10 protein-coding genes and 2 tRNA genes are annotated in these 14694 nt (G+C 64.2%); 6 read left to right on the top strand and 6 right to left on the bottom strand.

Going from position 1 to position 14694, the window contains the following annotated elements; all coding sequences use genetic code 11:
* Nucleotides 1-162: 162 nt before the first annotated feature.
* Nucleotides 163-2256, top strand: a complete 2094-nt coding sequence (locus tag OGL92_RS10570) for a TonB-dependent siderophore receptor (protein ID WP_276583902.1) — start codon at nucleotides 163-165, stop codon at nucleotides 2254-2256.
* A 94-nt stretch (nucleotides 2257-2350) separates the two neighbouring features.
* The gene (locus tag OGL92_RS10565; protein WP_263143531.1) at nucleotides 2351-3577 is read left to right on the top strand and encodes a RhtX/FptX family siderophore transporter; all 1227 of its coding nucleotides are present in this window, start codon (nucleotides 2351-2353) and stop codon (nucleotides 3575-3577) included.
* Between the two features lie 69 nt (nucleotides 3578-3646).
* Here the strand turns inward: OGL92_RS10565 and OGL92_RS10560 are convergent, their stop codons facing one another.
* The 3 genes from OGL92_RS10560 to OGL92_RS10550 form a co-directional block, all read right to left on the bottom strand.
* Nucleotides 3647-4564, bottom strand: a complete 918-nt coding sequence (locus OGL92_RS10560; RefSeq protein ID WP_263143530.1) for a bestrophin family ion channel — start codon at nucleotides 4562-4564, stop codon at nucleotides 3647-3649.
* A 346-nt stretch (nucleotides 4565-4910) separates the two neighbouring features.
* A complete protein-coding gene (locus OGL92_RS10555) occupies nucleotides 4911-5327 on the bottom strand; it encodes a DUF3597 domain-containing protein (protein WP_263143528.1) in 417 nt (138 codons plus the stop codon).
* Nucleotides 5328-5519: 192 nt separating this feature from the next.
* A complete protein-coding gene (locus tag OGL92_RS10550) occupies nucleotides 5520-8174 on the bottom strand; it encodes an excinuclease ABC subunit UvrA (protein ID WP_263143526.1) in 2655 nt (884 codons plus the stop codon).
* A 363-nt stretch (nucleotides 8175-8537) separates the two neighbouring features.
* On the opposite strand from OGL92_RS10550, the gene OGL92_RS10545 reads away from it, so the two are divergent.
* The 4 genes from OGL92_RS10545 (at nucleotide 8538) to OGL92_RS10530 (ending at nucleotide 11221) form a co-directional block, all read left to right on the top strand.
* A complete protein-coding gene (locus OGL92_RS10545) occupies nucleotides 8538-9344 on the top strand; it encodes an ABC transporter substrate-binding protein (RefSeq protein WP_263143524.1) in 807 nt (268 codons plus the stop codon).
* Between the two features lie 74 nt (nucleotides 9345-9418).
* Nucleotides 9419-10147 (top strand): amino acid ABC transporter permease, encoded by a 729-nt coding sequence (locus OGL92_RS10540; protein WP_263143580.1) that lies wholly within the window; start codon nucleotides 9419-9421, stop codon nucleotides 10145-10147.
* A 2-nt stretch (nucleotides 10148-10149) separates the two neighbouring features.
* Nucleotides 10150-10842 carry an amino acid ABC transporter permease gene (locus OGL92_RS10535; protein ID WP_263143522.1) on the top strand — a complete coding sequence of 231 codons (693 nt, stop codon included), beginning with the start codon at nucleotides 10150-10152 and terminating at the stop codon, nucleotides 10840-10842.
* A gap of 305 nt (nucleotides 10843-11147) precedes the next feature.
* Nucleotides 11148-11221 (top strand) — tRNA-Cys (locus tag OGL92_RS10530).
* 1136 nt (nucleotides 11222-12357) lie between these two features.
* Here the strand turns inward: OGL92_RS10530 and OGL92_RS10525 are convergent.
* The 3 genes from OGL92_RS10525 to OGL92_RS10515 form a co-directional block, all read right to left on the bottom strand.
* Nucleotides 12358-12444, bottom strand: a tRNA-Leu gene (locus OGL92_RS10525).
* A 185-nt stretch (nucleotides 12445-12629) separates the two neighbouring features.
* The gene (locus tag OGL92_RS10520; RefSeq protein ID WP_263143520.1) at nucleotides 12630-12848 is read right to left on the bottom strand and encodes a hypothetical protein; all 219 of its coding nucleotides are present in this window, start codon (nucleotides 12846-12848) and stop codon (nucleotides 12630-12632) included.
* A 113-nt stretch (nucleotides 12849-12961) separates the two neighbouring features.
* Nucleotides 12962-14152 carry a benzoate/H(+) symporter BenE family transporter gene (locus tag OGL92_RS10515; protein WP_263143518.1) on the bottom strand — a complete coding sequence of 397 codons (1191 nt, stop codon included), beginning with the start codon at nucleotides 14150-14152 and terminating at the stop codon, nucleotides 12962-12964.
* Between the last annotated feature and the right edge of the window lie 542 nt (nucleotides 14153-14694).

The raw sequence follows: 14694 nt of genomic DNA, 5'->3' as shown, positions 1-14694 counted from the left end.
CCTGCCCGCCATCGTTTGAAAAAGTCCCTAAATCGAAAAGTCCGACCGGTCGTTTGAACGATACTAATGAGAATTGTTATCGATCACGAGGCGGGGGACATGTCACACCGGGGAGTAGCGAAAGCGGGACGGGGTTCGACGCGCAGCGGTGCGCACTTGGGGATGGCACTGGCACTGGGTTTAAGCCCCCTGGCACAAGCGATTGCCGCCGAAAGCGGCGCCGGAGCGGTGCAACTGGGCAACATCGAGGTTACCGGTGATGCCACTTCGGGCGCGGCGACCGCGCCGGGTGTCACTGCCATTGGCAAGCTGCCACTCAAGCTGCGGGAAATCCCGCAATCGGTGAGTACGATCGACCACGAGCGTATCGAACAGCAGAACCTGTTCAGCCTCGACGAGGTGATGCAGCAAGCCACCGGCGTCACGGTGCAGCCGTTCCAACTGCTGACCACCGCGTATTACGTGCGCGGTTTCAAGATCAACGCCTTCGAACTGGACGGCGTACCGGCCTTGCTCGGCGACACGGCCAGTTCACCCCAGGACATGGCGGTGTACGAGCGGGTCGAGATCCTGCGCGGTTCCAATGGCTTGCTGCATGGCAGCGGCAACCCGGCCGCCACCGTCAATCTGGTGCGCAAGCGTCCGCAGAAAACCTTCGCCGCCAGCACTACTGTCAGTGGCGGTACCTGGGACCGTTACCGGGGGGAAGTGGACGTCGGCGGGCCGCTGACCGAGACCGGCAACGTGCGCGGGCGGGCGGTCGCGGCCTATGAGGACCGCGATTACTTCTACGACGTCGGCAAACAAGACACCCAATTGCTCTATGGCATCACCGAGTTCGACCTGAGCCCCGACACCCTCCTGACCCTGGGCGCGCAGTACCAGACCATCGACTCGGTGACCAACATGGCCGGTGTGCCGATGGCCAAGGACGGTTCGAGCCTGAACCTGCCGCGCTCCACCTACCTGGACGTCGGCTGGGATCGCTTCGAGTGGACCACCCGCCGGGTGTTCGGCTCTCTCGAGCAGCAACTGGATCACGACTGGAAAGCCAAGGTCGCCGCCGAATACCAGGACGCCGACTCCAGCCTGCGCTACGCCGGATCCTTCGGAGCGGTCGATCCGGCCACCGGCGACGGCGCGCACCTGATGGGCGCGGCGTACAGGTTCGAAAGCACCCAGAAAAGCCTCGACGCTTCGCTCAGCGGGCCGTATTCGGCGTTCGGCCGCCGCCATGAATTACTGCTGGGCAGCAACTACAGCCAGGGCGAAACCGAGCAACGCACGGCGAACTTCACGACCCCGTTGAACGTGCCGGTGAATGTCTATCGCTGGGACCCCCACAGCGTGCCGAAGCCGGCTATCGGTACCTACAGGTCGCCGGGTTCCACGACGACGACCTCCAAGGGCGTCTACGCGCTGACCCGCTTCAAGCTGCTCGACCCGCTGACCCTGGTGGTCGGCGCCCGCGCCAACTGGTGGGATCAGGACGCACCGAGCGATCGCCTCGAGCCCGGACGCGAGATCACGCCCTATGGCGGGCTGATCTGGGACTTCGCGCAAAACTGGTCGTGGTACGCCAGCTATGCCGAGGTCTACCAGCCGCAGACCGGCCTGACCTGGAGCGGCGACCTGCTCAAACCGGTGGAGGGCAAGACCTACGAGACCGGGATCAAGGGCGAGTTGATGGACGGCCGCCTGAATGTGTCCCTGGCGGCGTTCCGCATCGACCTGGAAAACAACCCGCAGGTCGACCCCGACCACCCCGGGGTAGGGCAAACCACCTATTACATCAGCGGCGGCAAGGTTCGCAGCCAGGGTTTCGAGCTGGAAAGCACCGGCTACATCACGCCGGACTTGAGCCTGTTCGCCGGCTACACCTACACCACCACCGAGTACCTCAAGGACACCCGCAGCGACTCGGGCGACCGCTACGCCGAGTTCACCCCGCGGCACATGTTGCGGCTCTGGAGCCAATACGATCTGCCGTGGCAGGACCGGCGCTGGAGCGTCGGGGCCGGCGTGCAGGCGCAGAGCGATTTCTCCACGCAATCGGGGGCGGTGTCGATGGAGCAAGGCGGTTATGCGCTGTTCAATGCCCGCGTGGCTTATCGCATCGACGAGCACTGGAGCGCCTCGCTCAACGGCAACAACCTGGCCGACCGCACGTACTACCAGAGTCTGTCCAACCCCAACTGGAACAACCGCTACGGCGAACCCCGCAGCCTCAACATGACTTTGCGAGGCACGTTCTGACCAGCCACCGGGCGCGCCCCGTGGCCATTGCGGGTCAGCCTCTTCGCGTACGGCAAGGGCCGCCGACGCCAACGCTCACTGATAGGAGACTACCATGCTGGAACTGTTGAAACATTGGCGCATGGTGCTGACGTTCGGCTTGTTGTACCTGTCCCAAGGCATCTGCTTCGGCATCGCCATGGACGCCTTGCCCACTCTCCTGCGCCACGACGGCGAGGCGCTGCAGGCCCTGGCATTCCTGCCGCTGGTGGGCTTGCCGTGGGTGGCGAAGTTCATCTGGGCGCCCCAGGTCGATAACCGCTGGAGCCCGCGTCTGGGGCGCCGTCGCAGCTGGATCATCCCGATGCAGATCCTGGTGCTGCTGTGCGTCGTCGCGCTGGCGGGCATCGGGCTTAGCGTCGCCACCGCCGGCTGGGCCGTGGGCCTGCTGATCGTCGCCTCCTTGGCCAGCGCCACCCAGGACATCGCCACCGACGGCATGGCCGCCGAATATTTCAGCGACACCCTGCTGGCGCGGATCAACGCGGTCCAGGTCGGCGGCACCATGGTCGGCTTCTTCGTCGGTGGCGCCGGGGCATTGCTGCTCAGCGGTCACTTCGGCCAGTCGACCGCCTTCGGCCTGTTGGCGCTGGTGCCGTTGGCGAGCCTGTTCTGCGTCGGCTGGCTGCACGCGGCACCGGCCAAGGAAATACAGCCGGACGTGGCACACGCCAGCCTGTCGCGGTTCATCAAGCGGCCCAAGGCGTTGTCGCTGGTGGCGCTGGCGTTGCTGTCCGCGATGACCTCAGTCTCGGGGTTCGGCCTGTCGAAACTCTTCCTCAATGATGCCGGCTGGTCGTTGCAGGCCATTGGCCAACTGGGCATCAGCGGTGGGGTGGTGACCATTGTCCTCGGTTGCGGCGGCGGTGCCTGGCTGATCCGGGTGCTGGGCCTGTGGCCGGCGTTCATGCTGGCGGTGAGCGTGGCCGGGGTTGCCGCGCTGGTCTGGCTGCTGCAAGCCACCGGGGCGGTGGCTCCCCAGGCCGGGCTGATCTGGCTGGCGGTGGGCCTGGGCTCGTTCGCGACCGGGGCGACCTCGGTGGCGATCATGACCGCCTCCATGGCCTTCGCCGCGCGAAGCGACCAGGCCGGCACCGACATGACGGCGGTGCAGAGCACCCGCGACCTCGGGGAGATGCTGTCGTCTTCGCTGCTGCTCGGGCTGACCGCCCAGGCCGGTTACGGTGGCGGGTTCCTGGCCGGGGTGGTGATGGCGGTGTTGGCGTTGCTGGTCGCGCTGAATCTGGCTCGGTTTCCGGTGGACCGCAGCAGGGTGGCCTAGGCGTGAGACGGCTGACCGGCGAACGAAGGCCGTCGCGCGCTAAACGCCATGTTCGCCGCTGTTCGCTCGCTACAGGAGCACGCCGTCCTGGGGCTGCTGCGGAGCGGGGGAGGGTTCGTCCAGGAGCTCCAAGGCCGAGATTTCGATCGTGCGACACATCGCGTTCAGCGGAAGGTCGTTGGGCTGGGTGTCGAAAGGATCGGAGATCTGGTCGCCCAGGGCATCGAGGCCGAAGAAGGTGTAAGCCAGCACGCCGACCGCGAAGGGCGTGAACCAGCCGATGCCATCCACCAGGCAGAACGGCAGCAAGAAGCAGTAGACGTGCACCACCCGATGCAGCATCAGGATGTAGGGGTAGGGGATCGGCGTGGTGGCGATGCGCTCGCAGCCGCCCAGCACGTAGGACAGGCGAGTGAGCTGCTGGTCGATCTCGACCTGCAGGATGTCGCTGGCGCCGACGCGCCGCGCCGCGCCCATGAAGCGCTGCGCCAGCAAGCCGAGCAGGGCGTTGGGCGTGTTGCTCTTCCAGGCCAGCGCGGCCTGGAGGGCCGGGTCCAGCAGACGTCTGGCGTCCTCGCTCGAAGCCTCTCCGCGTAGATGGTCGCGCAGCACATAGCCGAAGCCGATCAGGCCATGGATCAGCTCCAGGCGTTCCTTACCCGTCAATTGCGGCAGCAGGCTGAGGGCCTGCCGGGTCAGGTTGCGCGACACGATGAGCAGTTCACCCCACAACGTCCTGGCTTCCCAGAAGCGCTGGTAGGCCACGGTATTACGGAAACCCAGGAAGATCGCCAGGGTCAGTCCCCACAGAGTGAAGGGGGTGGAAGTGAGGATCACCTTGTAGTGATAGAGGGTGCCGTGGGTCGCCACCACGATCGAACTGATCAGCATGGTGAAGACCACCTTGCGCCAGATCACCGGGATGATCGAACCCTTGAGGGAAAACAGGAGCACCCAGATGGAAGGGTTTTGCGGGCGGGTAATCATGCGAGCGAGGCCTGCTGGAGAGCATGGGCAGGCTGACCGGAGTCGGCCTGGTGCGTTGAGCGCGCAGTATATCGCGCTGAACGGAGGGCGCGGCTTGCCGTGCGGATATGGGACGTCGAAGACCTGGATCGAGCCGAGCCCTCAGGTGGGCATCGAGCGAACGCATAGAAAGAGATAGATAAAGAGTGCGTGGATAACCGAGTGAGCGCGATGATTCGCAGCGGGTGGAGCCTGTGGACGGAAGCCGCGGTGGTTTCGGATCGAAACGGCGGAAGGGATGGCGCGGGGGGCGGCGGAGCCTGTCGAAACGAAATCGCTCCCCTGCCAGGCAGGGGAGCGGGTTCGATCAGTGCAGCAGATCGGCGGGAATGTTACCGCCGTTATCCGCCAGTTTCTGCAGGACGGTCTTGTGCAGCCAGGTATTCATCTGCGCGGAGTCCGAGAGTTTCTCTTGCGGGCAACCCAGCTCCTTGGCCAGCTCCTGGCGAGCGCTCAGGCTGCTATCCAGGCCCAGCAGTTTGAGCAGGTCGACGATGGACACTTTCCAGTTGAGCTTTTCCGGATGGTTGGCGGCCAGTCCTTCCAGTTTGGCGACCACGTCCACTACGCCGATGGCTTGAGGCTGAGCGGTGGTGGTGGTGGTCCCGGCTGTCGTCGGGGAAGAGGGCGCGGCGGTCGCCGTCTTATCGTCGGGCGTGGTGCCGGCCTGTGCTTGACTGTGGCCAAAACCGAGTTTTTCCAGAATCTTGCTGAACAACCCCATGGGATTACCTCTTCGCTTATGGGTGGCTGGTTGCGAGGCCGGTAATCCGACTCCGCTCTCTAAAACCGACCCTGGTGTTTCTATTAAGTTTGGATTTTCTGCGACGTCGACGCGTTGCCGAGTGCCAACCCGAGGTCGCGGGACAGGCGGGCATCGCTGCGCGAGCGCATCGAACCGGGGCGATTCCTTACGTCATCCGTTCAGCGCTTGCAGCAGATAGGGCGCGGTCCGGCTGGCAGGAGTACCCGCCACGGTTTCCGGCGTGCCCTGGGCGACCAGGGTGCCGCCCTGGTCACCGGCGCCCGGACCGATATCGATCACCCAGTCGCTCTGGGCGACCACGCGCATGTCGTGTTCGACCACCACGACCGTGTTCCCCGCGTCCACCAGGCCGTTCAATTGCACGAGTAGGCGATCGACATCGGTGGGGTGCAGGCCCGTGGTGGGCTCGTCGAGCACGTAGAGCGTCGCCCCTCGCTGGGTGCGCTGTAGCTCGGTGGCCAATTTGATTCGCTGGGCCTCGCCACCGGACAGCTCGGTGGCGGGCTGGCCCAGGCGCAGGTAGCCCAGGCCGATATCGCGCAAGACCTGCAGGGCGCGCGCGACACCCGGTTCCGCGGCAAAGACCTCGCAGGCATCCTCGACCGTCAGGTCCAGCACCTGGGCGATGTTTCGCGACTGCCACAGGACTTCCAGGGTCTGGGGGTTGTAGCGGGCGCCATGGCAGGTGGGGCAGGGTGCATAGACGCTGGGCATGAACAGCAATTCGACGCTGACGAAGCCTTCCCCCTCGCAGGTGGGGCAGCGGCCCTTGGCGACGTTGAAGGAAAACCTCCCGGCATCGTAGCGGCGCTTGCGGGCTTCCGGCGTCGCGGCGAAGAGTTTGCGCACGTTGTCGAACAGCCCGGTGTAAGTGGCCAGGTTGGAGCGGGGTGTACGGCCGATGGGTTTCTGGTCCACCCGTACCAGACGGCGGATATGCCGCATGCCGTCGGCGATATGGCCTGAACTCGCTCGTAGCGATTGTTCATCCGCCTGCACATCCTCCGGGTCGCCTTGTTCCACCGGCGTGCCCAGGGCGGCGCCCACCAGCTCGATGAGGGCCTGGCTCACCAGGCTGGACTTTCCCGAGCCGGAAATGCCGGTGACCGCAGTGAAGCAGCCGAGCGGGAAATCCACCGTCAATTCCTTGAGGTTGTTGCGGGTGATCCCCGCCAGCTTCAGCCAAGTCCGGGGCTCGCGACGTTCCCGTCGAGCGGCTGGCTGGCGTCCGAACAGGTGGGTGCGGGTCTGCGACGCGGCTATCGCTTCCAGGCCCGCCGGCGGTCCGCTGTAGAGGATGGTCCCGCCGTGCTCGCCGGCCGCCGGGCCGACGTCCACCAGCCAGTCGGCGCGGCGCATGGTTTCCAGGTCGTGTTCGACCACGAACAGCGAGTTGCCGGCCTCCTTGAGTCGCTGCAACGCGTCGAACAACGCCTCGCCATCGGCGGGGTGCAAGCCGGCCGAGGGTTCGTCCAGCACGTAGACCACGCCGAACAGTTGCGAGCCCAGTTGGGTCGCCAGGCGCAGGCGTTGCAGCTCGCCCGAAGACAGGCTCGGCGTGCTGCGTTCCAGGGCCAGGTAGCCCAGGCCGAGGGCGGTCAGGGTGGTCACCCGCGCCAGCAGATCCTCGGCGATGCGCTGAGCCGCCAGGCGTTTCTCCGCCGAAAGGTGCGGCGTGACGCGTACGTCGGGCGCGGCCTGGTGGCCGGACTGGCCGCGCTCGACCCGGTGATGCCGTGTGTCGCGGGATTCCGCGCGGCTGAGGGTGTCGGACGCATCCTGCGCCTGGACCTCGAAGCGGCCCTCGGCCACCGGTTGCAACACCTCGGCCAACTGCAGCAATGGCATCCGCGCCAACTCGCCGATGTCGTAGCCGGCGAAGGTCACCGCCAGTGCCTCGCGTTTCAAGCGCTTGCCCGCGCAGAGCGGGCAGGCACTGCCGACCATGAAGGGCGCCACGCGTTTCTTCATCAACGCGCTCTGGGAATGGGCGAAGGTGTGCAGCACATAGCGCCGTGCGCCGGTATAGGTGCCCTGGTAGCTTGGCTCCAGCTTGCGGCGCAGAGCCTCGCGGGTTTCCTCGGGGGAAAGGCCCGCGTACACCGGCACCGTGGGCTGTTCCTCGGTGAACAGGATCCAGTGACGGTCCTTCGCCGGCAGCTCGCGCCAGGGAATGTCGACGTCGTAGCCCAGGGTGACCAGGATGTCCCGCAGGTTCTGGCCCTGCCAGGCGGTCGGCCAGGCGGCGATGGCGCGCTGCCGGATCGTCAGCGAAGGGTCGGGAACCATCGACGCCTCGGTGACTTCGTAGACCCGCCCGAGGCCATGGCACTGCGGGCAAGCGCCCTGGGGCGTGTTCGGCGAGAAGTCCTCGGCGTAGAGCATGGGCTGCCCGGCGGGATAGAGGCCCGCCCGCGAGTAGAGCATGCGGATCAGGCTCGACAGCGTGGTCACGCTGCCTACCGAGGAGCGCGCGTTGGGCGTGCCGCGCTGCTGCTGGAGCGCGACTGCGGGCGGCAGGCCGTCGATGGCGTCGACGTCCGGCACGCCGACCTGATCGATCAGCCGCCGCGCATAGGGCGCCACCGACTCGAAGTAACGCCGTTGCGCTTCCGCGTAGAGAGTGCCGAACGCCAGGGAGGATTTTCCCGAGCCCGAGACACCGGTGAACACCACCAGGGCGTCACGGGGAATGTCCACGTCGACGTCCTTGAGATTGTGTTCGCGCGCGCCGCGGACGCTCACGAATCCGGAAACCGCGGGGGCCGGGCGGGGTGCTGAGGTCGGATCGGCTGTGCGTTTCATGCTGGAATCCATGGAAATTCAAAACGAAGGTCGCCGCCTCGGTCGCGAGCGGCTGCAGAAGGTTTCGAGAATTCCGCGGGCGAACCGTTCCGATGGATCCTTGCCTCGACATGGATCGGCGGACTGGATTTATTTCCTCTGGGTATTTCAGTAGGATTTTTATAACGTTAAAGAATTAACTAGCGTTATTCGTTCTTTTCAAACCAGGCCTAAAGCCTGCAAGACTGCGCACACCGACGAGCCATCCTCGCGGTGATCGACAGGCGACCCTATCCGGGGCGCCGTCATTTTCATAACAAGCGGAACGTTACTGCCCATGCGCCATGTCCGCTGCGTAGAGCGTCCCTCCAGAGTTGGAAGACCATGAAAAAACTGACTGCCCTCAGCGCCCTCGCACTCGTCGTGATGTCGAGTCTGGCCCACGCCGACCGCCTGGAAGACATCAAGAAAGCCGGTGTCCTGCGGGTCGCGGCCTTCGATAGCAACCCGCCGTTCGGCTTCGTCGATGCCAGCAGCAAGCAAATCGAAGGCCTCGACGTCGACTACGCCAAAGCCATCGCCGACAAGCTCGGCGTCAAGCTCCAACTGCAACCCACCAACCCGGCCAACCGCGTGCCTTTGCTGGTGGCCAACAAGGTCGATCTGGTCCTGGCCAACTTCACCATCACCCCGGAGCGCGCCGAACAGGTCAATTTCAGCATTCCCTACTTCGCTTCCGGCCAGCAGTTCATCGTCAAGAAGGGCACGCTCAAGTCGCCGGATGACCTGAACAAGTGGCGGGTCGGCGTGGACAAGGGCACGGTCAACGAAGGCGTGCTGCGGGCCAAGTACCCCGGCGCCAAGGTGATCGCCTATGACGACACGCCCTTCGCCTTCACCGCCTTGCGCAACGGCAACGTCCAGGCCATCACCCAGGACGGCCCCAAGCTGATCGGCCTGCTGGCCAACGTCCCGGACCGCGACAAGTACGAAGTGCCGGCTTTCACCATCTCCAACGACCTGATCGGCGTGGGCCTGCCCAAGGGCGAGGCGGCGCTGACGGAGTTCGTCGACCAGACCCTGCTGGAGCTCGAAGCCAACGGCCAGGCGCAGAAAATCTACGACACCTGGTTCGGCCCGCAAACCAAGACGCCGCTGGCGCGCTTGTATAAGATCGGCGACAAGAACTAACCCTCGCTCCACCGTTCAGAGCCCGCCCCGTTCGTTCGGGGCGGGCGCGTTCGTTCACCATGGGCTTTCCACGCATGTTCGGCGATCTGCTCGCACCCCAGTATTTGCATTGGCTGCTCGACGGCTTCCTGCTCACCCTGTTGCTTTCCGCGCTGGCCTGCCTCGTGGCGACCGGCCTGGGCTTTCTGCTGTGCATGGCGCGCTTGTCGAGCCTGCCTGTCTGCGCGTGGCCGGCACGCGCCTACCTGGCGTTTTTCCGCAATACGCCGCTGCTGGTGCAACTGTTCTTCTGGTATTTCGGTGTTTCGGCGTTGCTGCCGGAAGACTTTGTCACCTGGCTCAATATGCCCCATGACCTCGCGTTGGGACCCTGGACGCTCGAGTGGCCCGCCTTCGAGTTCCTCGCCGGCTTGTGGGGCCTGACGCTGTACACCACGGCCTTCATCGCCGAAGAGTTCCGCGCCGGTGTCGCCTCGGTCCGCGAGGAACAACGCGCCGCCGGCATGGCTTTGGGGATGCGCCCCGCCCAGGTCTGGCGCCACGTCATCCTCCCCCAGGCATTGCGCACGGCCATGCCGCCCTTGCTCGGGCAATACATGAATGCCCTGAAAAACTCTTCGCTGACCATGGCCATCGGCCTGGCCGAGCTTTCCTATGCCTCGCGGCAGGTGGAAACCGAGACCTTCAAGACCTTCCAGGCCTTCGGCATCGCAACCTTGCTCTATATCGGCAGCATCGCGCTCATCGAAGTGGCCGGGCAGTTGCTCCAGCAGCGCAAGCGCTACCGGCAAGGGGAGGCGTGAGCATGGATTTTTCGGTCATTCAGGAAAACTTTTCCTACTTCCTGCTGGGTGCCTATCCCGATGGCCCCCTGGGCGGGGCGGCGTTGACGGTGGTGTTGAGCTTGCTGTCCGGGCTGGCCTCGGCAGTCCTGGGTCTTGGCCTGGGCATCGCCCTCACGGTGGTGCGTGGTCGAACGCGTTGGGCGCTGCTGACCGGGTTGGGGTTTTTCCGGGCGGTGCCGGTGCTGATGCTGATCTTCTGGACCTATTTCCTCTTGCCCATCCTGTTCCAGGTGGATGTGCCGGCCCTGGCCACGGTCGTTTGCGCGCTTTCCTTGATCGGCGGCGCTTACCTCGCCCATTCGGTCCATGCCGGCATCCGCAGCCTGCCGTCCGGACAATGGGCCGCGGCGCGCGCGCTCGGTCTGCGCCCCGGTCAGGTGCTGCGGCTGATCATCCTGCCCCAGGCGTTGCCGATCATGCTGCCGTCGTTCCTCAACCAATGGGTCGCGCTGGTGAAGGACACTTCCCTGGCCTATGTGATCGGCGTCGGCGAGCTCTCCTTCGTCGCCACCCAGATCAGTAACCGCGTAATGGTCCACCCGACCGAGATTTTCCTGTTCGTGGCGCTGCTGTACTTCGTGTTCTGCGCCAGCCTGGACCTGGCCGCGAACCTCCTGGCCAGGAGGGCGCCAGCCGTACGGCGCAGGGGGTGACGTCGACTGTGCCGGGTCGACCATGACCGGATGCCGGAGCGGGGGCTTTCCGGAATCGCCGGTGCCGGGTAGGCATTGCCATCGGGCATGCCTTCAGGCATGGATTCCCTGCCGTCCCTCTGAATCGAGAAAAAGGAATGTCGACCGTTTTTGGGGTTGCCAAGCCTTTGAAAGTAGTACACAATTCGGCCCGTCATCCAAGGCGGCAACGCTAAGGCTGAAGCTTCACCCCGCCTGAGGATGAAATAGCGAGTCGTCAGGCACGAGTTTGCAACGAAGAGGTCGGGTTCGACGTTTTCGTTTGAGGCCGGTTGGCAGAGTGGTTATGCAGCGGATTGCAAATCCGTGTACGCCGGTTCGATTCCGACATCGGCCTCCATATTGAAAGCCCCGCAGATCAAGGTCTGCGGGGCTTTTTCTTTGCCCGTATAAAAGCCAATCGTTTCCGCAACTCTTGGATCGTTTCCGGCCATGGATCATTTCGTCAGATTCATGGCTTTGCCAACGCGCCCGCACCTTCTCGACATAGATACCCCTGCGCTCTTTGGCAGAACGCCTACCTGTCGCGTTCTTCAAAACAAAAGGCATCATTGAGATTGCCATCGGCTTCGACATGGGCAGAATCGAGCGGCCGGCCGCCAGCAGATGTGAACACTGGGGCCGAATAGAGGGTTAAAGAGTGACGTTCGGCCAGGTCAGTAATCGCGGGCGCCGAATGCGGCTTATCGTCGGAATGGCAGCCAGCCTTATGGCCGCTCCCTGGGGTGACGCGAGAGTTAATCCCGATTTTGTCCGACTTTACGGTAGACCGACACAACGTCACGGCCATATGGCCAGAGAGTCGTAGCACCACTCCGGCTGTGCGCGCTTTCCTGGATGTGTTGATCGAAACGTCCTGAAACCACCGCAGTCGTTAGCCTTCATTTTCGATGGTGCCGCGCGGGTGCTGCATTTCAACGCATATAGCGATGATGCTGGATGGGTGTTTGCCTGCCCCGGCGAGCGGCATGGCTAACGGAATAAATGCAGGTAGCAGCGCCGGCCTTTTCTGCGCATGCAGCCGAATCCATTTGTGGACGAGGTTCGCCTTGAGACAATCGCCGAGCGCGGCGTTAGCAACCGAAGCGCTGGGCTGGGCACACTCTTTCTTTAATGAACGAGGCCTTTAGGGGCTTGGAATAGGAACGGCGCATTGGCTGCATGAAATACCCGCTTATAAAGGCTGGAACGGGTGTGCACTTAAATTTAAGTGCATACCATGTCTTGGCTTTGCGGGCCTGGCTTGATGACATGACCGGAGGGTTACGAAGAAAAGGGTCAGCAGTTGGACTCGATCGTCCAATTATGGGCGAGCTGATCGGGCCAAGGAGTGGCTTATGAATGACCTAATCGAGAACCGAATATTTTCAGGTCCGCAAAGCCTATTCAGCACTGGCCCAAAGGGCGATTGCGGAACGACTTGGAATGACGGGAAAAGCATTGCGACTTGGCTGTTGGCGAAAGCTGCGTCGTGACTGGTGCCCGGAGCCGGGGTCGAACCGGCACGGGGTTACCCCCGAGGGATTTTAAGTCCCTTGCGTCTACCGATTTCGCCATCCGGGCGGTAGCGCTTCGAGCCTGAAAGTGGATGCCGGGAGGCGCCCGGCTCGAATGAGGGCAGGACTATATACAGCTCGCCAGCAGGGCGCAAGGCGCGTAGGTCGTTGGGGAAGTTGGCTTTTATCCCCAGCGCCGCGGTCATCGGAGACCGCAGCGGCCGTTCTCTCGGGAGGTGTTTGGGCGGCGCGTCAGAGTTCCTGGAGCTGGATATCGGAAATACCCGTGGTGGGCAATTGCTCGATGATGGCGCTGCGGCCACCCAGCGGATGCTCGGGCACCACGAAACCGTGCAGTTCGAAGAGTTCGGCCGCGGCATCTTCCAGGGACAGCTGTTCGGCATGGGAAAGATGGGTCATGGGTTCGCCGCGCAACAGGTAGGAGATGGCGAACGTGGCTTTGTCGGTCATGGCGGTTCCTTGCAGGGGATGATGCTTCTTCAGACCATCGCGGATGGGCATCCGTTTCCGTCTTCGTCGTATGGGCTGGTGGGCCTGTTCGGCTTGTCGCGGACAGGTGCCGGTCAGGCGCTCCGCCCGTTGATGATGGCGAGGGTGAGCACGCCGCCGATCAAGCCCCAGAAGGCTGAACCGATTCCCAGCAGGGTCATGCCGGAGGCGGTGATCATGAAGGTGATCAGCGCCGCTTCGCGTTCTTTCGGCTGTTGCATGGCGACGGTCAGGCCATTGCCGATCGAGCCGAGCAAGGCGAGGGCGGCGATGGACAGCACCAGTTCCGGCGGCAGCGCGGCGAAGAGGGCGGCGAGCGTGGCGCCGAATACCCCGGCGATACCGTAGAACAGGCCGCACCAGACCGCCGCGGTGTAGCGTTTGCTCGGATCTTCCTCGGCGTGGGGGCCGGTGCAGATCGCCGCACTGATGGCGGCCAGGTTGATTCCGTGGGAGCCGAACGGGGCCAGCAGCACCGAGGCGAATCCGGTGACCGAGATGAGCGGGGAGGCGGGGGTGTGATAGCCATCGGCACGCAGCACGGCGATACCGGGGATGTTTTGCGAGGTCATGGCCACGACGAACAGGGGAATGCCGATGCTGACGATGGCGGTGAAGGAAAAGCGGGGCGTGGTCCAGACCGGCCAGGCGAGGCTGAACGAGAAGCCGCTGAAATCCAGCAGGCCGAGCAGGCCGGCCGCTACCGTGCCGATCAGCAGCGCGGCGAGTACCGCGTACCGCGCATGCAGCCGCTTGACGACCAGGTAGGTGAAAAACATGCCCAGCACCAGGGCCGTGCGATGCTGTGCCGCCACGAAGATCTCGCTGCCGATCTTGAACAGGATGCCGGCCAGCAACGCGGCGGCGAGCGGCGCGGGTAAGCGGCGCATCATGCGTTCGAATCCGCCCGTCAGGCCGACCAGGGTGATCAGCGCGGCGCAGACCAGGAAGGCCCCTATGGCCTCGTCGTAGGCGACGCCTGGCAGGCTGGTGATCAGCAGGGCCGCGCCGGGGGTCGACCAAGCCACCACGATGGGCGCGCGAAAACGCAGCGACAGGCCCACGCTGGTGATCGCCATGCCGATGGAGAGTGCCCAGATCCACGACGAGATCTGCCCGTTGCTCAGCCCCGCGGCCTGGCCTGCCTGGAACATCAGCACCAACGAACTGGTGTAGCCGGTGAGCATGGCGATGAAGCCTGCGATGATCGCCGAGGGCGATGAGTCGGAAAAGAAAGAGAGGCGCGTCTGCGTGGCATCGGTCATCGGACGGTTCCTGAGTTCTGCGGCGGGGGCGCGAGCGGGGCGTTGCGGCCGGCGCGAGTGAGGGGAAAGGCCGCTTCATGGAGGGCGGCGACCGGTCGATTCCTCGAGGTGCCCATGGAGGTTCGATCGATGGCAGCCTCGCGGACGGGAGCCGACGAGGATCGCGTCAACGACCAGGATCCGGCGGCCTTGGAGGAGTGCGGCACGCCACTCGATGCCCTGACTGTGCGAGGCTCGCCTCGAGGGCTGCTCGACGGGCGGAAGGGGGGTAAGACCAGTAAAAGGCGGAACTGCAGACTCACGCGGGTCACTCCGTAGCGATGTCTGGAGCCTAAGCGGCCCTCCGCGTGGACGTCGCCATACAGCGAAGCGCGTAAAGGGCATTACAGTTCGACGGGCGCGGTGCGTTTCTCCAGCTGTCTTGCTTCCGTAGGGGTGGATTGCCTGAGATGGCGGGGGATCGAGTCATCCGTCGAGGCATGATTGCCGCCACCGAGTCCTTTGCTTGAGCAATCTTGAGGCGACATCGCGGCCCTGTACGA

Source organism: Pseudomonas sp. RIT-PI-AD (assembly GCF_025642785.1).
GTDB lineage: Bacteria > Pseudomonadota > Gammaproteobacteria > Pseudomonadales > Pseudomonadaceae > Pseudomonas_T.
This window is presented reverse-complemented; position numbering and strand designations above follow the sequence as displayed.